A 21745-nucleotide genomic window follows, 5' to 3' on the forward strand; every position below is an offset into this window, starting at 1 on the left:
ACCCTTTCACTTTTTCACCCTTTCACCTTTTCACCCTTTCACCTTTAAATGCTTTTTCGATTGTACTTCCTTCATCACCCTCAACCAATTGCCGCCCCATATCTTCTCAATATCTTGTTCGGAGAAACGTCGGCGCAACAATTGAATGGTGAAGTTGATAATTTCAGACGAGTTGGCGATGCCACACACGCCGCCATCGCCGTCGAAATCCGTTCCAAGTCCCACGTGGTCTACGCCCATTACCTTAATGGCATGCTCCAAATGCGCCATCGCATCGAGGATACTGGCCTCGCCTTGGGCGCGAAGAAACCCGTGGTAGAGCGTGATATGCGCCACTCCACCCTTCTGGGCGAGCGCGCGCATCTGGTTATCGGTGAGGTTTCGCGGCACATCGCAAAGCGCTTTGCAGTTGCTATGACTGCAAACAATAGGCACGCTACTAATCTCTAAGGCATCGTAAAAGCTCGATTCGGCACCATGACTGAGGTCAACCATGATGCCCGTGCGGTTCATTTCTTCGATAACACGTCGGCCAAAATCGCTAACGCCGCCATGAGTTGCCGTTCCGCGTGCGCTGTCGCAGATGTCGTTGTCGCCGTTGTGACAAAGCGTAATGTACGTTACGCCACGCTGAGCGAAGTGAGCCACGTTTGCAAGGTCGTTCTCAATGGCCAGTCCGTTCTCTATTCCCAACACGATACTCTTCTTTCCTGCCGCCTTGTTGGCGTATAGTTGCTGTGGATTTCTGGCCAAAGCCACGTATTGACTGTTCTCGGCAACGATGCTTTCAATCTTATCGAAGATGAGATCGGCGTAGTTTCTCGGACCCGTTACATCGAAAGCAACCTTCTCGCGGAACGTTTCGCCAGACTTAGGCTGCGGCAAATAGGCAACCATCGTGGTAGCATCCTGCCGTCCTTCGCTCATCTTATGCAAGTCTACGAGTATGCGTGGGTCGCGTTGGTCGAACCGAACGTTAAGCGGAAAGAACATCGGCGTGTCGCAATGCGTGTCGAGCGTAAGCACCTTGGCATGCAAACGCTTGGCATCGGCAAAGGTTTGGGCCTGCCTAACGAGCCACTGAAAGAGCGGCAAACCCTGTTCTTCCATCCATTCGGGATGCCATTGCACGCCAAGCAAGGGTTTATGCTCGGTGCTTTCCATCGCCTCTGGGATGCCGTCGACCGTGGCTGCAACGAAACGGAACTTGCTACCTGCGTGGCTAACGGCTTGGTGATGGAACGAGTTGACGTGCAGACTGGTGGCCTCGAAGATTTGCGCAGGCAACGAATTGGGTTCGAAATACACCGTTTGTGTGGCCAAATTGCGTTGCGCGTCTTGCGAATGCTGTATCAGCTTATCAGAAAATCGCGGTAAGAAATGCTTGAACTCGCCCTTTGCCAAGCCGCGGCGAACATCGTTGGTAAAATGCTCTTCGATGTCTTGCGCCACCTTTCCACCTAGTGCCACGGCCATCGTTTGCATGCCCCGACAAATGCCTAGGATGGGTATTTGGCGGTTGTAGGCTAGTTGGGTGATGAGAAGTTCGGGCAAATCGCGCTCTGCGTTGACCGCATGCAGGCGCGGCGAAGGCTCTTCTCCTGCCCACAGGGGATTGAGATCGGCACCGCCCGTGAGTATCAGCCCGTCTATATTATCGAGCGTATTAACGATAACGTCTACACTATCGACGGGCGGAATGAGCACGGGAGTGCCGCCTGCATCAACCACCTGGCGATAATAACGGTCCATCAGCATGACACTACCGTCGCGAAAGTTGGCAGTCAACCCGATGACGGGCTGGCGTTTGGCCTGCGGAAACGAGGCGTATATGTTTTGCAAGCGGGCTTGCAAGTCGAAGTTTTGCATAGCTTTTGGGTTAGATTGATGAGGGGGTGGTTGGAATTGTCAGACTGGTCAGACTGGTCGGACTGGTCGGACTGGTCGGACAAGTCTGAAAAGTCGGATAGGTCAGTCTGGTAGGTTCTACCCTTAACATCCTGGGCATACGCCCTTTCCCTCAACCTCTTTATTTTTCATCAGGGTCTACCAATATCTCTCGTTTGATGCTTTGTTCGAGCGAAATGAGCGTCTCAGTAGAAACCACACCGGGGATAGTTTGCAGTTTATTGTTAAGCAAGTCCATCAGCTGCTCGTTGTCTTTGGCGTACAACTTAATGAGCATCGTGTACGAACCCGTTGTGAAGTGGCACTCCACAATTTCGTTAATGCTGTTAAGACGTGCCACAACGTTCTTATACATACTTCCGCGTTCGAGATTAAGCCCGATGTAAGTGCATGTAGAGTAGCCCAGGCTCTTGGGGTTGACGTCGAATCCGCTGCCAGTAATCACACCGTTTTCTATCAGATGCTGTACGCGTTGGTGTATGGCTGCGCGCGATACGCCGCACTCTGCTGCCACGTCCTTAAATGGAATACGTGCATTTTGCGACAAGATGTTTAGGATTTTCTTGTCTAGGCTGTCTATTTTCTCCATGTGTTGCTAACGTGTTTTATGTATTTAAGTTGTTTTAATGTGCTTATAAAGCACGAGCAAATGTAAACAAATTAAATGAAATAAGCAACAAAAAGTTAGATAAAAAGGCGCATATTGCGTATTTTGGCAATTGGTTAACGCCTTTAAAGATAAATTAAGAAGTTAGAAACCAGGTCAAAGATGTTCTTTAACCTGGTTTCCACGCCTTCATTTGTGTTTATTTTCTCTTTTTTGCGGCAGGTCTTCCGGCCTTCTTTGCGGGCTTTGCGGCAGGCGTTTCGGCCTTAGCATTGCTCACTTCGGGCTTTGGTTTGTTCACTTTCAGCAATTCTACGGTGAATATAAGCGTAGAATAGGCAGGAATCGACCCCATTTCTCTTGCCCCATAGGCCAAGTTTTGGGGGATATACAGTTCCCACTTGCTGCCAGGGGACATCAGTTGAAGTGCCTCGGTCCAACCGGCAATCACTTGGTCTGCACGGAAAGACGACGTGTCGGGCGTGCGTTTGTAACTGCTGTCAAACACTGTCCCATCGATAAGTTTGCCTTCGTACTTCACAACCACCTCGTCGGTAGCAGTGGGTTTGTCGCCCGTTCCGTTGGCAATCACCTTATATTGCAGTCCGCTAGGCAGTGTAACCACGCCTGGTTTCTTAGCATTTTCGGCCAGCCACTGCTTGCCCGTGCTGATGGCGGCCTCCACTTTGGCCTTCTTGGCGGCCTCAACACGTTGTTCGAAGAGCTGCTGTGCCTCCTCTTCGGTATATTTAGTGAAGTCTTTTTCCAGGGCAGCAATAAATCCGTTGTAGAAGTTTTTAGCGGCAACAGAGTCTTTCGTCCCGATTAACTCTTGCTGAACCGAGGGCAAAATGCGCTGTTGGGCCATCTGTGCAATCTGCATTCCGGCAGCATAAGCCGTGAAAGCACCGTCGCCGTCGCTTTCCAAAGCCTTGCGGAACCCACGTACAAAGTCGGCCATATAAGTGGTGTCCACCTTATATTGTTGCTGGATGAAAGCAGTCAGTCCCTTCGTGGCAGCCATTCCTGCGGCATAGCTAACCGAGTCGGAAGATGTGTTTAACACTACGGGGGCAGCGGTAGCCACCTGCACTACGTCTTTCTTTTTACCTGCGGAGGCGGTATTAAAAGCGGCACTCGCCAAGAGAGCGAGTGCCATAAAGGTTAATTTCTTCATTATTTTTCTCCCACTGAAATCAGTTCAATCTTGAAGATAAGAGCCGAGTAAGGCTTAATGTTTGGTTGTTCGCGCGAGCCATAAGCCAGGTTTTCGGGGATATACACCTCCCAAACGCTACCGGCAGGCATGCGTGTAAGCACCTCTGTCCAGCCCTTAATCACTTGGTTGGCGCGCATGGTTACGGGTTGTCCCTGGGTGTAGCTGCTGTCGAACACCTTACCGTCGATGGTTTTGCCCTCGTAGTTAACCTTAACCACCGAAGTGTCCTTGGCAATGGGGCCGTCACCTTCTTTGATAACGCGATATTGCACGCCACTGGGCAAGGTCTTTACACCGGGTTTCTTAGCATTCTCGGCCAAGAACTTCTTACCTGCCTCCTTGTTTGCACCATAAGTTTTTTCGGCCGTTCTATCTTTAATCTTCTCGGCTTGTGTCCGCACATAGTCCTCTGCCTCCTTCTGGGTCATGATGCCCTTCTTGTTCTTTGCGCCAGTGATGAAGCCGGCGAGGAAATTCTTCATCGAGATGGTCTTGGTAGAATCCTCACCAAACAGTTCGTGGTTGATGCCCTTCACCATTTGGTTAGAGATTTGTTGGCCAATCTGCACGCCGGCATAGTAGGCGGCTTTCTTCTTGTCGTCGCCAGCATTGGCGCCATCGTTCAAGCCTTTAACAAATTCGTCGATGTAAGCCGTGTCCACATTCAAGCCTCTGCTAAGATAGTCGCGTAGGCCTTGTGTTTGGCTGTAACCCAAGGCATAACTTAGGGTGTCGATGTCGTTCTTTAAGTCGGCCTTAGGCGTTGAGTTGCCGCAAGCCGAGAATGTAACGGCTGCAATGGCCGTTGCTGCTAAGATTGTTAATTTCTTCATTGATATATAAGTTGTTTTGAGTTTATAAGTTTATGAGGGGGGCGAGGGGTGAGGGGTTGAGTTAATGCCCGCTTAGCCTTAGCTCTTACCCCACCCAAGCATACTACGCCCCTCTCCCCTTGGAGAGGGGTAGGGGGTGAGGCCTTTATTTCACCTCAATCAGTTCCACATCAAACACCAATGCGGCGAAAGGAGGGATGGATGCGCCGGCTCCGCGTTCGCCGTAACCCAGTTGATAAGGGATAAAGAAACGATACTTGGCACCCTCTTTCATCAGCTGCAAGCCCTCGGTCCAACCAGCAATAACACCATTTAGGGGGAAAGTGGCAGGCTCGCCGCGTTGAATAGAGCTGTCGAACATCGTTCCATCAACCAGCATACCCTCGTAATGGCACACCACCTTGTCGGTAGCCTTGGGGCTTTTACCGTTCCCCTCTTTAAGCACCTTGTATTGCAAGCCGCTGGGCAACGTCACAACACCTTCTTTTTTAGCATTCTCGCTGAGGTATTTCTCGCCCTCGCTCTTGGCTCCTTTGTACTTCTCGGCGGCCTCGGCGCGTTGTTTTTCTTCTTGTCTGCGGAAGAAATCTTCCACAATCTGCTGTGCTTCTGCCGTAGGAACTTGGGGTTCCTTGCCGTCAATCATGTCCTTTACAGCTTGTGCAAAGTCGGCAACGTTCAAGTCGTCCGCACCCATTTGCGACAATTGGCGGCCAATACCTAGGCCCAAAGCATAACTAAGTTTATCCATAAAATATTGTCTTTTATCTCTTTATTTTTAGTACAATGGCACAAAGTTACAATTATTTATCCTATTCGATACGCATATTTGCAAAAAAAACACTAAATTTGGAGTTGACAAGCCCACCTGCCTGCTTGTTTTCAGCTTTTGCCTGAAAGAACATCGCCAACAAGCCGATGGCTTAACCGCGCGCAAAGCCGCACCGCGCCAGCAGCAAACCATCGCCCCGATGCAAAGTACAGGGATGTTTAACAATTTAAAACGAAACGTCATGAACACAAAAAACAAACACGTAGTATTCCTTACAGGCGCAGGCATGTCTGCCGAAAGCGGCATAAAGACGTTCAGAGGCAACGACGGACTGTGGGAGAACTATCCCGTTATGCAGGTGGCATCGCACGAAGGATGGCTCGCCGACCCCAACTTGGTGAACCAATTCTACAACGAAAGGCGACAACAGCTGTTCGCCGCGCAACCCAACAAGGGACATCAGCTAATTGCCGAACTGGAAAAACGATGCCAAGTAACCGTTATCACGCAAAACGTAGACGACTTGCACGAACGCGCAGGCTCGTCGCACGTTATCCACTTGCATGGCGAACTGCTCAAAGTCTGTTCCTCGGCCGACCCAAACAATCCGCGTTACATCCGCACGCTAACGCCCGACAACGCCATTGTCAGGCCCGACGAAAAGGCGGCCGATGGTTCTCGGCTCCGTCCTTTCATTGTGTTCTTTGGCGAGCCGGTTCCGCTTATCGACTTGGCTGCACGCACCGTAAGGCAAGCCGACGTGCTGATTGTCATCGGCACATCGCTTAACGTCTACCCCGCAGCCGGCCTACTGGCTTACGCCCCCTCTACAACACCCATTTATCTTATCGACCCCGAACCCGTAGAAACCACCTATAACCCGCAGGTTAAGCAACTGCGCATGGGCGCATCGCAAGGAATGGAAGAGCTGATTGGGAAAATATAAGGTGCCGTATCGCCCATACCCCCACCACCAAAGAGAGGAGGAGAGCGATGACTTACGGCATGATTTAATGCAGAAGTTAGCTAGACCTTTAAAATCTCTATAAATTGAGAGGAGTTTATTTTCTTTGTGCTGTAAAGCCAAGATAAAAGCTCCTCTCATATACGAAGTGCAGCACAAATCAACTCACCGGCTTACCAACTCACGAAAGCCCAATGATTTCCGAACACATCAACTTACAAACTGGATAATTCACAAGCCCACCAACTCACCAATTCATCAACTCACCAACTCATCAACTCACCAACTCATCAACTCGCAAACTCACAAATTCACCAACTCGCAAATTCACCAACTCATCAACTCACCAACTCACCAACTCATCAACTCACCAACTCACCAGCTCATCAACTCAATATTCTAAAACCTTAAAATATTATCTTTTATTTTACAAAATCGCTCTAATTTTCGATTCATTCTAGCGAAAAAACAGACCATAAAGTAGGTAAATCACCCCTATTTTCGGCTTTTCTCGTTATTTGTTTTAGCAGTTTTTAAGAGCAAAACCTGCATTTTGCACCATTTTGCCTTTCTATTTGGCCGCCAACTCGCAATTTTTTCGCCCCCAATTACCCACTTTTAGACCCTAAAAAACCACTTTTTAGGAGACATTTCGCCCTTTTTTGCCATGTTTTTCATGGTTCGGGAAGGTTTTATTTGTACAATTAGCGTGGATATTTATGCTTTCCGTCTCGCAATTAGCACCATTTCACCTTGCATTTTGCACCAAAACGCACTGCATTTTGCACCAAAACACGCTGCATTTTGCATCAAAACGCACCGCGTTTAGCGGCATATTGCACCGCGTTTAGCACCAAAACGCAGTGTATTTAGCGGCAAATCGTCCAAAAGCGGGTGTTAGTGGCAGTCATTTTAAATAAAAATTCATTTTGTCTGCATCCGCAACTGCCCCCTTTTAGCACCAAAACAAACCTCCGCGAGAATCGATTTTTTGCGGCAAGGTGAGCGGTTGGTGGACAAAAATGGCACTCACAATGTTAAAATTCTTACTGAAAGTTAGACAACGCGATTATGCTGCATGCACGCGCGAGTGGGCAACGGCACAGAGAACACGTGCGCTTGCTACGGCCAGTGCAAGCGGTTGCAGGGCATACTGCCACGGCCAACGGAGACAACACCATGCAAACGCAGAAGTAATCTGCCATTGGCAACCAGGCGCTCAACTTGTAGAGAACGTATGGAATAACTTTCGCCAGGGTCGCCTGCTGAAACATGGCTCCGTTTTGTCACAGACAAATGGGGCAACATTTCAGATTTCATCACATCTCCATCCAGTACTTTGTGCATGAGCGAGGTGTTTATCTTGGTTTTACTGTATAAAGACATAAACCCCTCTCTGTTTGTAGAGATATTTAAAGTCAAGACGACTTCGCTGATGGGTTAGGGCTGTTGGCAAGTCAATCGCGCCGGCATTGGCTGTCGACGGCTAACAAAGCTGCTTGTACCGAAACCCCAAACAACTGGCTTAACGCCTTAATTACACACCACACCACAGCCCCTCCCTCGTTGTAAAGGAGTTGAGGGTAAGAGCGTTTACACTAAACGCAAGTTCTACAATCTGCATAAAAAAACAAAAAAAAGCTTTTTTACTTTTCGCGTTAAGGTCAATTGTTGTAACTTTGCGACAAATTAATTCATCTTATAAAGAAAGGAAATAAGTTCATGAAAAGTACTGGTTTAAAAAATCGCGCCTGGCAACTTGCCGCTATGCTTGTGGTATTGATTGCAGGTTTGTCGTTTGCATCTTGCGCTAGCGACGACGGTGAAGACAAAGAAGCAAGTCCTATCATAGGTACATGGATGGCACAAGCCAGCAGCACAGGCACTTACTACATGCAGTTTACCGAGTATAAGCAATACTTCTTTACCAACGACATCAACAAAGGCAGCACCACTGAGGAGGGAGGTTACACCTTCTCCAACAATACACTGACACTTAACCCAAAGGGTAAAGCGCCGAGGACGTACAATTGCACATTTAAGGGAGATCACCTTTTCCTTACCCTCGCTTCTGGCAAAGAAGGTGAACTGCAATTCATACGCTACACACCTACCAAGAGCGTTAAGCACGTTAAACGCTAACGCCACTCTTGCACAACATACAGCCGCCGCACTGCGTACCCACATCAGGACGTTGTGCGGCGGTTTGTTTTGTCTTCTAACCACCTGCCTTTGCCCCGAAACAACCAGTGGCGCACCATTATCCCACCAAGAAAAAGGGAAAACAGGTGCACCAAGTATCAAACGGATAAACACATAAGCTTACTCCAAACTCAACTAAAAATCGTATCTTTGCAAAACAAAACAACCTAACAACAATCCTTCACAGCATGAAGAAAATATTCTTTTTGGCGGCACTGGCTGCCCTCAGCTTGCAGGCACAAGCCCAAACAGCAACGCAAAGCAAGCTGAAACGTTCTGCAACAAAGGGCAATGTAAAAGCCACTGCAAAACAAACAGTGGCCGCTAGCCGCATTGCGGCACAGCCTACGTTCACCGAATGGCACGACTTGCAGGTGAACACCCTGAACCGCATGCCGATGCACACCAACTTCTTCCCCTTTAAAAACTATGAGGAGGCGAAGATGGGCGACCCAAAACGCTCGGAAAACTACTTGTCGTTGCATGGCGATTGGAAATTTAATTGGGTGGAAAATGCCGACCAACGTCCCACCCGCTTTTACGAAACCGACTTTAACGACACGGCGTGGGGAACCATGCCCGTGCCTGGCAACTGGGAATTGCACGGCTATGGCGACCCCGTTTACCTGAACGTGGGCTTTGCATGGCGCGGACATTTCAAGGACAACCCGCCACAAGTGCCCGTAAAAGACAACCACGTGGGCAGCTATCGCCGAACCATCACGCTGCCCGCCGCATGGAAAGGCAAACAAGTTATCGCTCATTTCGGCTCGGTAACGTCTAACATCTACCTTTGGGTTAACGGCCACTTCGTGGGCTATTCCGAAGATAGTAAGGTGGCACCAGAGTTCGACCTTACTCCATATTTAAAAGAAGGAGATAACCTCATCGCCTTCCAATGTTTCCGTTGGTGCGACGGCTCGTACTGCGAAGACCAAGACTTCTGGCGGCTTTCGGGCTTGGCACGAGATACATATCTCTATGCGCGCGATAAGAAAACATACCTGGAAGACCTCCGCATAACGCCCGACTTGACCGACAATTACACCAATGGCACACTAACCATCGATGCGAAGACACAAAATGGCACGGCGTTAATTTATCAATTGCTGGATGCCGAGGGCAATCTTGTAACCAACACCCACGCAACGGACGGTAAAACGCAACTGAAAGTGCCCAATGTGCACAAGTGGACTGCCGAAACACCTTATCTATATACGCTGAGAACAATCGTTGTAGACTCGCGCGTAAAGAAAGGACAACAGCCTAAGAAGGCAGACGAGGACGCATACGTGGCCGTAACCAACCAAAAGGTGGGCTTCAGAAAGGTTGAGATACGCAACGCGCAGCTGTTGGTTAACGGCCAGCCCGTGCTTATCAAGGGAGCCGACCGCCATGAGATAGACCCCGATGGCGGATACGTGGTGAGCCGCGAACGCATGGTGCAAGACATCCGCATAATGAAACAACTCAACATCAATGCCGTGCGCACGAGCCATTATCCCAACGACCCCATGTGGTACGACTTGTGCGACGAGTACGGCATTTACGTTGTGGCCGAGGCAAACCAAGAGTCGCATGGCTTTCAATATGGCGACGATGCCCCCTCAAAAAAGCCCATGTTTGCCTTGCAGATATTGCAACGCAACCAAAACAACGTGCAAACTTACTTCAACCATCCATCAATCATCACGTGGAGCCTGGGCAACGAAACGGCCGATGGGCCAAACTTCGCCGCCGCATACAAGTGGATTAAGGGCTACGACCCAAGCAGGCCCGTGCAGTGGGAACGCGGTGGCGTAGACGGTCCCAGCACCGACATCGCCTGTCCCATGTATCGCACACACCAATGGTGCGAAGATTACGCGCGCGACGACAGCAAAACGCGCCCGCTGATACAATGCGAGTATAACCATACGATGGGTAATAGCTCTGGCGGATTTAAGGAATACTGGGACTTGGTGCGCAAATATCCCAAGTTCCAAGGCGGATTTATTTGGGACTTTGTCGACCAAGGACTTCGCGCAAAGGATAAAAACGGCGTGGAGATATATAAATATGGTGGCGACTATAACGACTACGACCCATCCGACAACAACTTTAACTGCAACGGAATTATCAGTCCCGACCGCGTACCTAACCCGCATGCCTACGAAATTGCTTACTGGCACCAGAACATTTGGGCCGAACCCGTTGACCTGAAAGCAGGAAAGATAAGCGTGTATAACGAAAATTTCTTCCGCAACTTGGATAACTACAAGCTGGTTTGGACGGTGCTTAAAAATGGTAAGGCCGTGCAAACGGGCGAGGTGGAGCAGCTAGATGTTCAGCCACAACAGCGTTGCGAGATTGCCCTGCCCATCAAAACAGATAGCCTTTGCCCCCATGCAGAGCTGATGCTGAACGTAGACTTCGTGCTGAAAACGGCCGAACCGCTGCTCGATGCAGGCACACGCGTGGCCTACAACCAGTTTGAGATGCAGCAAGGCGCTTGTTTCCGTAAGATGCCAAAGGCACCCGCGGTTGACAAAGACACGCGCCTGAACCTCCGAAATAAGTCTGGCGAAAGCCAAGTCGTGGTTTCCAACAATCATTTCACGGTGGCTTTCAACCGCGTTTCGGGTCTTCTAGCCACCTACAATGTGGATGGGAAACCAATTCTAGGCCAAGGCGGAACGCTCAAACCCAACTTCTGGCGCGCCGTTACCGATAACGATATGGGTGCAGGTGTGCAAAAGCACAATCGTGTTTGGCGCGAACCCAAGCTGCAACTTGTGGCTATCAATGCAGCACTCGACAAGAAAGACAACAAGGCGGATGTACATGTAGAGTATGACATGCCCGAAGTGGGCGCGCAACTTACGCTCACTTACAGCGTTATGGGCGACGGCTCAATGCACGTTACCCAGCAGATGACGCCCAAAACAGCCGACGAACGGCCGTTCCTTCTTCGTTATGGCATGGTGATGCAATTGCCTTACGACATGCAGGTGAGCGAGTTCTACGGCCGCGGCCCTATTGAGAACTACGCCGACCGCAAGCTTTCGCAAAACGTTGGCATTTACAAACAAACGGCCGACGAGCAATTTTATCCCTATATCCGTCCGCAAGAAACGGGCACGAAGAGCGACATACGCTGGTGGAAACAAACAAACGACAATGGTTTTGGTTTCCGTATCGTGTCGCCAGAGCTGTTCTCGGCCAGTGCTTTGCACTATTCCATCGCCGATTTAGACGAAGGATTGGAGAAGGCACAACGCCATTCGCCACAAGTTCCAAAGTCTAAATACACCGAGCTTTGCATAGATTTGGGTCAAACGGGCGTGGGTGGCGTCAACAGTTGGAGCAAAGAGGCCATCGCCCTGCCGCCTTATCGCCTGCCTTACAAGCCATATACGTTTACGTTTAGCATTATTCCGCAGAAGTAAACGCACAGCAAAGGGGGCTGAAAAGCTGGCTTGGGACACCTTGTTACCCTAGCGAAACCCAAGGCTAGCCGCAACAGTCATCACACTTAGGAAACGAATACGCCCAACATACAACAAAAAATGGGGTGCGCCAAGCTCAGCGCACCCCCGTTTTTTCGTTACCTATACTTTTTAAAGGCTGTCTACAAGCAATCTCAACTACGCTTAAGAGCCAACCTCATCTCGTTTATTTTCCTTCCTGCTTATTGCCGGCATCAGACGACGAGCCTTTGTTCACCCCCAATTGCCTGGCAACATTCTCCGAAACACGTTTGGCTATGCGGGTAGATATTTCGTCCACCTGCTCCCTCGTGAAAAGAGTACCCTCCAACTTTGTGTGTGGGCACAGGCTACTTAACATTAAATCCATAGCAAATCCTTCCTTATTTAAAATAGTTATTGAAAAAAGCGGCGTTCAATTCGGGTTTGAAGTAATGCTTTCTTTTAATCCACACAAAACCATCTCCTTTAGATATCACCGCAACATCCACAGGTCCACCCACAGTTTCCTTGCCAGGTTGCATCCTACGCACAAGCGACGTCAAGGCTATAAAGCTTTCAGCCATGTTGGCCATATCCTCTTTATCTAGCGAAATCACAGTGTTCAACAGCAGTTTTGTGTACGATTCGAACATCTGTCGGCCCATTTGCCGCATAATATCTCGAATGATGTCGTCTGTTTCTAGGTTCCTTATACTCTTCGAGACATGTGCAGCGGTTGGGTCTGCATCTATGTACGATGTAATTACGTTAATAAATTCTTTGATGGACTTTTCTGTCACACTATATATTATATCTTGAAACGAGGGATTGATACCTTGTATGATGGTTTGTGTAACGTCCGTTTGCGCAAATGGAGTGATAATTGCATGCGAACCATTTTCCGAAATTACTGCAACTTTCTTCTCTTCGCAATAATAACGCAAGCGTTTATCAACGCCAATTGCCACATCAAGGGGGTAGAGTGAGGGATAAATTTCGTTTTCCCCATAGCCTACAAAAACTAATCCTGTACTTAATTGCGTGCTTATCTGTGTGCAGAGGTAGGCATGGAATGCCTTGCTGAGTAACTCTTTTTCACTCAATCCTTTGTTACTTGCACAATCTCCAACAACCTCCTTGTTTGTTTTTATGAACACATCGTATGAATAATCCTTTAATTCTGGGCATTTTTCCTGTTTCTCAAAGTAAGTTAATGCCTGGTTCAGCAATTTTTTAACCTTGTCTTCACTATAACCCGATGCCGCAATGGCATCCGAACCACCATGAGTTTCGCTTATGCATAAATCCCAAAATGCCTCCAACAACAAACCCAAATACTTACTTTGCGTCGTACTGTCGCAAAAGAAATCTCTAGAATGCAAGAACCTTACAAAGTCATCAACGTAACATTTTACGCTTGGAAGAGCCTTACTTCCTAGCTCTTTACGATATTCTTTGATGATAATGTCCCACGGAACACCCATAAAGGCGGCATTGTTAAAAACCATCACGGCCACGGGATGGAACTTAGACAGCGTAAAAATCTTATTTGCACTGTTCACCACCTTATGCGTATTGCCCATTGTCACGGCACTATCTGCTGCTATGGCAACGGCATGTTTGTTTAAAACGCCAACTAAAGCCGTCATAATTATATTATGGATTAGTGATTTCTTGTTGCAAAGATAACAAAACTTACCGAAATTACAAGTACGATTTATGAAAAGATAAGTTAGCAACCTCCAAAGTGAGCATCCATTCTTTCGGCGTTTTTAATTGTTTAAGAGATGTGACACAATACTATTGGTCGTTATATTCAGGAATGTATTTCCCTAGCAATTGACAGCCCGCCCCCGTTCCGTTTCAGTAAGCCCATACCTTCGCGGAGTTTAATCGGGGGCGGCGTAGGCTTTTGTATTATCTGTGGTATTTAACTATTATCTTATTCCGATGTTGCAAAGTTACGCTTTATTTTACTTCAAACAAAGAGATTTTGATATTTTTTTTGACGTTTGATGAAAATAGTAAGCACGCTGGTTGGTTTGCGACGTTACGAAACGACGAGTTTAACCGACACCCAACCAGCCCAAAACGTCCGCTAGCCCCAGCCACAAAGCACTGGAAAGCACTTTAAAACACGCCCTTGCTAAGCAAAAATTATCGCCCATTCATCCGCTCATGCCAAGCCCCACTTCACACACAACAGTCACCCCTTTCAAACCATCCTTTATATAATATGCGTTAAATTGCTAAACAACTAAAACCTACGCAAATGACTACAAACATCCAAACAAACCTCTGCCAGAAACAACCAATAATGCGAAATGATGATGCACATTTATCCTTCAAGCGATGATTTTTCGTTAATTAAATACGAAAAACATGCAGAAGTTGGTAAAAATAACTTATCTTTGCTGCCAAATAAACTCCACCTCTTTCGAGGTTTTACCCCATTAACAAAAACAAATAAACTATCCTATGCGTTTTAGAAACTTGCTCGCGCTAGCTCTTCTCGCCCTTTGTGGCGGCGTTCAGGCGCAAATGCAGATGCCCCCGATTCCACGCGACCCTGCCGTTCGCATCGGTAAACTCGACAACGGGCTCACCTATTACATCCGTTACAACAACTGGCCAGAAAAGAGAGCCAACTTCTACATCGCCCAAAAGGTGGGTTCGCTGCAAGAAGAAGAAAGCCAACGCGGCCTTGCTCACTTTCTCGAACACATGTGTTTCAACGGCACGAAACACTTCCCCGGCGATGCTTTGCTGCGCTATTGCGAAAGCTTGGGCGTGAAATTCGGAGCCGACCTCAATGCCTACACGGCCATCGACGAAACGGTTTACAACATCGACAACGTACCAACCACCCGCCAAAGCGCACTAGACTCGTGCCTGCTCATCCTTCGCGACTGGGCCGGTAGCCTTACACTCGACCCGAAAGAGATTGACCAAGAGCGCGGAGTGATACACGAAGAGTGGCGTTTGCGCACTAGCGCCAGCAGCCGAATGTTCGAACGCAACCTACCTAAGCTCTATCCCGGCTCGAAATACGGCTTGCGCTACCCCATCGGACTGATGAGCGTGGTAGACAACTTTAAGTATAAGGAGCTGCGCGACTACTATGAGAAGTGGTATCACCCCACAAACCAAGGCATCATCGTTGTGGGCGACGTGGACGTAGACCACGTTGAAGCCGAGATTAAAAAGCTTTTCGGCCCCATGAAGAACCCCGCAAACGCCTCGCCCGTAGTAACCGAGAATGTTCCCGACAACAATACGCCCATCGTTATCATCGACAAAGACAAGGAACAAACCAGCACCATCGTGCAAATGATGATGAAACGCGATGCTACTCCCGACTCGGTGAAGGGCGATGTTAACTATCTGGTGTACGAATACGTAAAAGGCGTGGGCATCGGTCTGCTTAACGACCGCCTGGCAGAGGCCGCCCTCAAGTCCGATTGCCCCTTCGTTGGTGCCAGTGCAAGCGTAGAAAGCTACATCTTTGCCAAAACCAAGGAGGCGTTCTCCATCGCCGTGTCGCCCAAAACCACCGAGTTAACGGCCGATGCACTGCGGGCAGCCTACACCGAGGCGTTGCGAGCAGCACAATTCGGCTTTACAAAAACCGAGTACGACCGCTCAAAATCGTCTACACTCAGTTCGCTCGACCGCATGTACAGCAACCGCGACAAGCGTTTTACCTCGCAATTCGCCAACAGCTACAAAGAAAACTTCCTGGACAACGAGCCCATTCCGCCCATCGAATACTACTACGAAACGATGAAACAGGTGGTGCCCAACATCCCATTGGAGTTTGTTAACCAGGTGTTTGCCGACCTTGTGTCGAAGACCGACACCAACTTGGTTATCGTTAACTTCAACCCGGAGAAAGAAGGACTGACATATCCCACCGAAGCAGGGCTCATAGCTGCCGTAAACCAAGCACGCACCGCTAAGCTAACGCCTTATGTAGACAACGTGAAGAACGAGCCGCTCATCACCAAATTGCCCAAACCCGGTAAGGTTGTCAGCCAAAAACGCGGTCCTAAGTTCGGCTATACCGAGTTGAAACTCTCTAACGGCGTAACCGTATTGTTGAAGAAAACCGACTATAAGAAAGACGAAGTGCGCCTTTCTGGTAGCGGCGGAGCGGGCAGTTCGAGCTATGGCGCGGCCGACTTTGTTAACCTCAACGTCTTCAACAGTGCCCTCGAAGTAAGCGGATTGGCCAACTTCTCGAACACCGAGCTGAGCAAAGCCCTCGCCGGAAAGAACGCATCGGCAAGCCTTTCGATGAGCGAAAAGCGCATGCGTGTTGGTGCAAACGCCACGCCTAAGGACATTGAAACGATGTTCCAGCTGGTTTACCTGCACTTCACCAAGATTAATAAAGACCAAGAGGCATTCAACAACCTGATGGAAAGCTTGAAAGTGAGCCTGCAAAACCGTGCCATATCGCCCGACCAAGCATTCAGCGACTCGCTCAGCGCAACCATCTACGGACACAATCCACGCGTGAAACCCCTCGAGTTGGCCGACCTTCCCAAGGTTAACTACGACCGAATACTGCACATGGCAGCCGAACGCACGGCCAACGCCAACGGTTGGCGTTTCATCATCATCGGCAATTACGACGAGGCAACCATTCGTCCGCTCATCGAACGCTATCTAGGTTCGCTGCCTTCTAAGGGTGCCAATCCCAACAGCAAGAAGGTAACCTTCTTCAAAAAGGGCGTAATCAACAACGATTTTACACGTAAGATGGAAACGCCGAAGGCCGATGCCAACATGGTTTGGTTTAGCGAAGACATCCCCTACACCACAGAGAATGCCATCAAGGCCAGCATTGCCGGCCAAATCCTCAGCATGGTTTACCTCAAAAAGATACGCGAGGATGCCAGTGCAGCCTACACTTGCGGCGCCGCAGGCTCGGCAAGCATCGACGACAAGGACCACAATGTAACCCTCTTTGCTTACTGTCCCATGAAACCAGAGAAGGCCGACCTGGCTTTGCAAATCATGCGCGACGAGGTTACCAACCTTTCTAAGCAGTGCGACCCCTCAATGCTGGCCAAAGTGAAAGAGTACATGGTGAAGGAAGCCGACAACGAGGCGAAGACCAACGGCTATTGGGCCGGCGTTATCAGCACGTGGTATCGCTACGGCATCGACTTGCATACCGATTACAAAGCACTTGTGGCTAAGCAAACGCCCGAGAGCATTAGCAACTTCGTTAAAGAAATTCTGAAAGCAGGCAACCGCATTCAGGTTACGATGATGCCAGCAGAAGAAAAGAAGTAAATACATAAAGCGTATGGTGGAAAGGCCGACACACAGGCCCACCATTCCACCATCCATCCTAACGAAAAACAGGTAGGGACGGGTCTGTTTGCAAGACCTTCCCTACCTGTTTTGGGTTTATGGGATTTGTGAATGGACGAGTGGACGGGTGGACATGTTGACAAGGGGACAAGAGAACGGAGTTGACGAGTTAACAAGTTTACAAGTTAACAAGGGAAAGGAGTGAACAAGAGGACGAGGGAACAAGGGAATGGAGTTAACGAGGGGACAAGTGGGCAAGTTAACGAGTTGACAAGAGGACGGAGTTGACGAGGGGACAAGTTGACGAGTTGACAAGTTAACAAGAGGACGAGGGGACAAGTTGACAAGGGGAAGGAGTGAACAAGATGACGAGGGAACAAGGGAACGGAGTTGACGGGGTGACGAGTGGACAAGTTAACAAGGGGACGAGTTGATGAGCTGACGAGAGGATAGTTAACAAACGAACAAGTTTACCAGTTTATAAGTTAACGAGTAGATAAGGCCGTCTTGGCTTTTAATGTAAGCCCTGCAACGGTTCGCCCAGGCTGTGGTAAGCGTACATGCCCTTCGTGCCATTGCCTATGCTCGCGTACATACCACAAACGTTTTGTCTAATTTTCAGCAAGAATATTAACATTATGGCTGCGATTTTTCCACCAATCGCCCACCTTGCCGCAAAAAATCGATTCTCGCAAGGGTTTGTTTTGGTGCAAAAAGGGGGTAGACTGTGAATGCGGCAAGATGAATATTTATTTAATAAAAACGCCATTTGCACCATATTTTGGGCCATTTGCAGCAAAATACAGTGCAATTTGGTGCTAAATGCAGTGCGTTTTGGTGCTAAACGCAAGCTAAAATGGTGCAAAATGCAGTACTTTTTGCCGCTAAATGCAAGGTGAAAAGCATAAATATCCAGTGCAATTGTATAAACAAAACCTTTTCGAACCATGAAACAGATGGCCAAAAAGGGCAAAATGGCCATTAAAAAGTGGGATTTTAGGGTCTAAAAGGGGGTTATTGGGCTCGAAAAAATACGAGCAGGCAACCAAACTAGAAAGGCAAAATGGTGCAAAATGCAGGTTTTGTTCTTAAAAACAGACAAGTTGAAGGACGTGAAAAACTAGGAACAGTGGCTTTTCACCCACTTTTTCACCTATATTTTCGCTAGAACGGGTCGAGAAAAAGATAGGTTTTGTAAAACAAAAACAACAATTTAAGTTTTTAAGTTGGTAAGTTTGTGAGTTGGTAATGTGAGTTGGTGAGTTTTTGTGTTGGTAAGTTGATGACTGGCAATTTCATCTGTTGATAGACACACAAGTTAACAAGCTAAGCGATTAGTCACCAGCAAGTGTTAACTTCACAAAGCATATCACTCCCCTCTCCCTTTGGAGAGGGGCTGGGGGTGAGGCCGAGAGGGGTTGGGGGTGAGGCTGGTAGGGGCTCGGGGTGAAGCCACTACATTAACAATCTAAGCGATTAGTCACCAGCAAGCGTCAAATTCGCAAGGCATATCACTCCCCTCTCCCCTTGGAGAGGGGCTGGGGGTGAGGCCCTGCAAATACCTACATATAGGTATTGCTCAGCTCGTTATAAACACCTAACTTTGCAAATTGCATAGTGTGTTTTGCACTTAACAGGACAAGAAAAAGACAAAAAGATATGAAGTTTCCCACACGAATTCTATGGGGAGGAATACGTGTTATGGTTTTGTTCATGGCTTTTGCGTGTGCTTTTAACCAGTTGGCACACGCCCAAACCACAGACGAGAACATCTCATTGACCATTACCGACCGCAATGGGCAGGCCTTACCCTACGCCACTGTTATCGTTGAGAGTGCCGGCCTTACCTATACCGCCGATGCACAAGGCCGATTACGCCTAAAACCAACACTCTTTACCACCAAAGGAACGCGCCTAACAGTGTCGTATCTGGGCAAAGCCACGCGCCAATTAACCATCACGCACGATGCCGTGGCGAAAGACAAGAAGATAAACATCGCACTAGACGACAACAACCTTTACCTGAAAGACGTGCAGGTGAACGCCACACGCGCACCCCGAAACAGCAATTCGTCGATGCTCATTCAGCGAAACACCATCGACAACATACAGGCTTACAGCTTGGCAGACATCGTTCAGGCACTGCCAGGTAAGGCAATCCTTAATACCGACATGCACAATGCCAGTTTCTTAACCTTACGTTCGGCCCTGCAAGGCGACCTGCAAAACCCCCTCGATGCCTATTCGCGCAACAAACTTAACGACTATGTGCGCAACGCCGCCTTCGGTATTGCCTACGTGGTAGACGGTACGCCCCTCTCGAACAACACCAACATGCAGCTAGACAGCTACGGAAAATGGGGCGGCATCAAGATGTTCGACCGACGTTTTAACACCGACAACAACGAGAACGTGGGCAGCGGAAACGACTTACGCCTTATCCCAGCCTCGTCGATAGAGAGCGTTGAGGTGATTTCGGGCGTGGCTCCTGCCAAGTATGGCGACTTAAGTAGCGGTGCCGTTATCATCAATCGCCGCGCCGGACTTACCCCTTTCTATGGTAGTGTGAAGGTGCAATACGATATTTTCAATGCCTCGTTGGGCAAAGGTTTCGCCCTTGGCGAGCGTTGGGGCATGCTTAACCTCAACGTAGACTATCTGCACAGCACCCGCGACAGGCGCGACAAGCTGAAAACAAACGCCAACATCGCCCTCAACGCCACGTGGACACACACCATTAGCCGAGCCTTGGCATGGGAAAACACCCTCGCGGTAGACTTCTCCAAAAACGTTGACGGACTGAAAAGCGACCCCGACGCCACGCTTAACCGCACCCGAACCGACCGCCAAAACCTGCGTTTGGCCCTGCGCGGTGCGCTTTCGCCCCAACAAAATGCGCTTATCGACGGCATCGACTATAACTTTTCGCTCTCTCTGTCGCACCAATACGACATGCACGAAGAGTTTATCGCCAACAACAGGCTAAACCTTATCACCGATGCCTACACCAACGGCGTGCACGAAACCGATGTTGCGCCACCCTATTACACGGCTCTTTTGGAGATAGACGGCAAGCCCTTGGCCCTCTCGGCCAACGTAGAGGCACGCCGAACGCTAAGGTGGAGCCGCGCCACACACACGCTTAGCTTGGGTGTTTTCGCCCGACACGAGGCCAATCATGGGCGTGGAAAGATTTTCAACGCCGAAACTCCGTTCTACGATGGCGGACAAGGCGGGCGCGGCGACCGCTCTTACCAGTACCGAAACCGCATCAAGCTGAACCAATACGGCTTGTATCTGCAAGACAAGTTGGTGCTGCCCACGGCTCACGGCACGCTAAACGCAACGGCAGGCCTACGTCTTGAATACCAAAACCAACGCTTTGCGGCCTCTCCACGCATCAACATGATGTGGGCGTTAGACAATGGATTGAGCTTTAATGCGGCCTACGGCATCAGTTATAAGATACCCGCCACGGCCTTTTTATATCCCGAAAACGTGTATTTCGACCGTTTGGTGTACAGCAATTACAGCAACAACGCCAACGAGCGGCTCTTTATGTACAAAACCAAAGTGGTTAATCCCACCAATCCCAACTTGCTTTCGCCCTACACACACAGCTTTGAAGTAGGCACAGCCTATGCCAACAGCAACTTCAACACCTCGCTAACGGGCTATCTTAAGATAGACTTGCGCGGCATAAGTTCGGAGGCTGTGCTCGATACGATGTGGGTTCAGCGTTACGAAACCGTGTCGCAACCGCCCAACCAACGGCCCATTTATGCGCCAAAAGGCAACCCCGAACTCATCATCGACTATTACTACACGCCCCGCAACCTGCTTTACAGTCGCGATGCAGGCGTAGAATGGATTGGCAACCTGCGCAACATCAAGCCCTTGGGCCTAGGCGTTAACTTCTCGGTGGTTTACAATTACAGCCTTTACCACCATCAAGGCGAACGTATGGGTACGTCTATCGACCTCGACAAAGAGGCCGTTTCGGGCATCTACGCCCCCACAAAGAACAGTTCGCACGAGCTAATCTCCACCCTAAGCCTCACCAAACAGATACCCACCCTTGGCTTGATATTCAACTTGCGCCTGCAAAACTTCTGGTTCAGGCACTTCAACCGCCACGGGTTCGACATCTATCCCATTGGTTACGTCGACCGAAACTTCCGTCGTGTGTACCTCGACGAGCAGCAACGAAAGGACATCCGCTGGGCATATCTGCGACTAAAAGACAACGAACCCGTAAATATTTCGCAGCCAATCATCGTTCCCAACTGTCATCTTCGCGTGTCTAAGGAGATTGGTAAGCAGCTGCGCCTATCGTGTTATATAAATAATGTATTCAATTATCGCCCTTGGATAGAACGCCAAGGCGAACGAATATACTTTAATCAGCCGCCAACGGTGAGCATGGATGTTAGCTACAAGTTCTAAATGGGCACGCATCACGCTCG

Annotated in this window: 12 protein-coding genes; 5 read left to right on the plus strand and 7 right to left on the minus strand. The window is 49.1% G+C overall.

The genetic code is table 11. The features are described from left to right. Positions 1–30 precede the first annotated feature (30 nt). The 5 genes from HMPREF0670_RS07945 to HMPREF0670_RS07965 all read right to left on the minus strand — a co-directional run bounded on the left by HMPREF0670_RS07945 (position 31) and on the right by HMPREF0670_RS07965 (position 5318). The gene (locus HMPREF0670_RS07945; protein WP_009230648.1) at positions 31–1869 is read right to left on the minus strand and encodes a fused gamma-glutamyl-gamma-aminobutyrate hydrolase/peptidase; all 1839 of its coding nucleotides are present in this window, start codon (positions 1867–1869) and stop codon (positions 31–33) included. A gap of 160 nt (positions 1870–2029) precedes the next feature. Further along, positions 2030–2497: an Lrp/AsnC family transcriptional regulator gene (locus tag HMPREF0670_RS07950; protein ID WP_009230649.1), complete on the minus strand. Its 468-nt coding sequence runs from the start codon at positions 2495–2497 to the stop codon at positions 2030–2032. Between the two features lie 217 nt (positions 2498–2714). Next, positions 2715–3692 (minus strand): FKBP-type peptidyl-prolyl cis-trans isomerase, encoded by a 978-nt coding sequence (locus tag HMPREF0670_RS07955; RefSeq protein ID WP_009230650.1) that lies wholly within the window; start codon positions 3690–3692, stop codon positions 2715–2717. Then, complete coding sequence (locus HMPREF0670_RS07960) at positions 3692–4567, minus strand: FKBP-type peptidyl-prolyl cis-trans isomerase (RefSeq protein WP_009230651.1); 876 nt, start codon at positions 4565–4567, stop codon at positions 3692–3694. The genes HMPREF0670_RS07955 and HMPREF0670_RS07960 overlap by 1 nt, the downstream gene beginning before the upstream one ends. 145 nt (positions 4568–4712) lie before the next feature. After that, positions 4713–5318, minus strand: a complete 606-nt coding sequence (locus HMPREF0670_RS07965) for an FKBP-type peptidyl-prolyl cis-trans isomerase (protein WP_009230652.1) — start codon at positions 5316–5318, stop codon at positions 4713–4715. A gap of 262 nt (positions 5319–5580) precedes the next feature. Between HMPREF0670_RS07965 and HMPREF0670_RS07970 the strand changes: the two genes are divergently transcribed. The 3 genes from HMPREF0670_RS07970 (at position 5581) to HMPREF0670_RS07980 (ending at position 11933) form a co-directional block, all read left to right on the plus strand. Beyond that, entirely contained in the window at positions 5581–6285 is a 705-nt protein-coding gene (locus HMPREF0670_RS07970; protein ID WP_009230653.1) for an SIR2 family NAD-dependent protein deacylase, read from the plus strand. Positions 6286–8025: 1740 nt separating this feature from the next. Then, a complete protein-coding gene (locus HMPREF0670_RS07975) occupies positions 8026–8445 on the plus strand; it encodes a lipocalin family protein (protein ID WP_009230654.1) in 420 nt (139 codons plus the stop codon). 248 nt (positions 8446–8693) lie between these two features. Beyond that, the gene (locus tag HMPREF0670_RS07980) at positions 8694–11933 is read left to right on the plus strand and encodes a glycoside hydrolase family 2 TIM barrel-domain containing protein (protein ID WP_044077971.1); all 3240 of its coding nucleotides are present in this window, start codon (positions 8694–8696) and stop codon (positions 11931–11933) included. Positions 11934–12355: 422 nt separating this feature from the next. Here HMPREF0670_RS07980 and HMPREF0670_RS07990 read toward each other — a convergent pair whose 3' ends face one another. Then, positions 12356–13693 (minus strand): hypothetical protein, encoded by a 1338-nt coding sequence (locus tag HMPREF0670_RS07990; protein ID WP_232213885.1) that lies wholly within the window; start codon positions 13691–13693, stop codon positions 12356–12358. Between the two features lie 739 nt (positions 13694–14432). Here HMPREF0670_RS07990 and HMPREF0670_RS08000 point away from each other — a divergent pair. Next, on the plus strand, positions 14433–17258 hold the full coding sequence (locus HMPREF0670_RS08000; RefSeq protein WP_009230659.1) for a M16 family metallopeptidase: 2826 nt from the start codon (positions 14433–14435) through the stop codon (positions 17256–17258). A gap of 535 nt (positions 17259–17793) precedes the next feature. Here the strand turns inward: HMPREF0670_RS08000 and HMPREF0670_RS16705 are convergent. Next, entirely contained in the window at positions 17794–18261 is a 468-nt protein-coding gene (locus HMPREF0670_RS16705) for a hypothetical protein (RefSeq protein WP_198009288.1), read from the minus strand. A gap of 677 nt (positions 18262–18938) precedes the next feature. Here HMPREF0670_RS16705 and HMPREF0670_RS08010 point away from each other — a divergent pair. Continuing rightward, a complete protein-coding gene (locus HMPREF0670_RS08010) occupies positions 18939–21725 on the plus strand; it encodes a TonB-dependent receptor (RefSeq protein ID WP_044077972.1) in 2787 nt (928 codons plus the stop codon). Positions 21726–21745: the final 20 nt, after the last annotated feature.

The organism is Prevotella sp. oral taxon 317 str. F0108 (assembly GCF_000162415.1).
Classification (GTDB): domain Bacteria; phylum Bacteroidota; class Bacteroidia; order Bacteroidales; family Bacteroidaceae; genus Prevotella; species Prevotella conceptionensis.

Excerpts from the sequence above, each read along its gene's own strand:
- HMPREF0670_RS07945 (WP_009230648.1), bottom strand. The coding sequence starts at position 1,869 with ATGCAAAACTTCGACTTGCAAGCCCGCTTGCAAAACATATACGCCTCG.
- HMPREF0670_RS07950 (WP_009230649.1), bottom strand. The coding sequence starts at position 2,497 with ATGGAGAAAATAGACAGCCTAGACAAGAAAATCCTAAACATCTTGTCG.
- HMPREF0670_RS07955 (WP_009230650.1), bottom strand. The coding sequence starts at position 3,692 with ATGAAGAAATTAACCTTTATGGCACTCGCTCTCTTGGCGAGTGCCGCT.
- HMPREF0670_RS07960 (WP_009230651.1), bottom strand. The coding sequence starts at position 4,567 with ATGAAGAAATTAACAATCTTAGCAGCAACGGCCATTGCAGCCGTTACA.
- HMPREF0670_RS07965 (WP_009230652.1), bottom strand. The coding sequence starts at position 5,318 with ATGGATAAACTTAGTTATGCTTTGGGCCTAGGTATTGGCCGCCAATTG.
- HMPREF0670_RS07970 (WP_009230653.1), top strand. The coding sequence starts at position 5,581 with ATGAACACAAAAAACAAACACGTAGTATTCCTTACAGGCGCAGGCATG.
- HMPREF0670_RS07975 (WP_009230654.1), top strand. The coding sequence starts at position 8,026 with ATGAAAAGTACTGGTTTAAAAAATCGCGCCTGGCAACTTGCCGCTATG.
- HMPREF0670_RS07980 (WP_044077971.1), top strand. The coding sequence starts at position 8,694 with ATGAAGAAAATATTCTTTTTGGCGGCACTGGCTGCCCTCAGCTTGCAG.
- HMPREF0670_RS08000 (WP_009230659.1), top strand. The coding sequence starts at position 14,433 with ATGCGTTTTAGAAACTTGCTCGCGCTAGCTCTTCTCGCCCTTTGTGGC.
- HMPREF0670_RS16705 (WP_198009288.1), bottom strand. The coding sequence starts at position 18,261 with ATGGCCATTTTGCCCTTTTTGGCCATCTGTTTCATGGTTCGAAAAGGT.
- HMPREF0670_RS08010 (WP_044077972.1), top strand. The coding sequence starts at position 18,939 with ATGAAGTTTCCCACACGAATTCTATGGGGAGGAATACGTGTTATGGTT.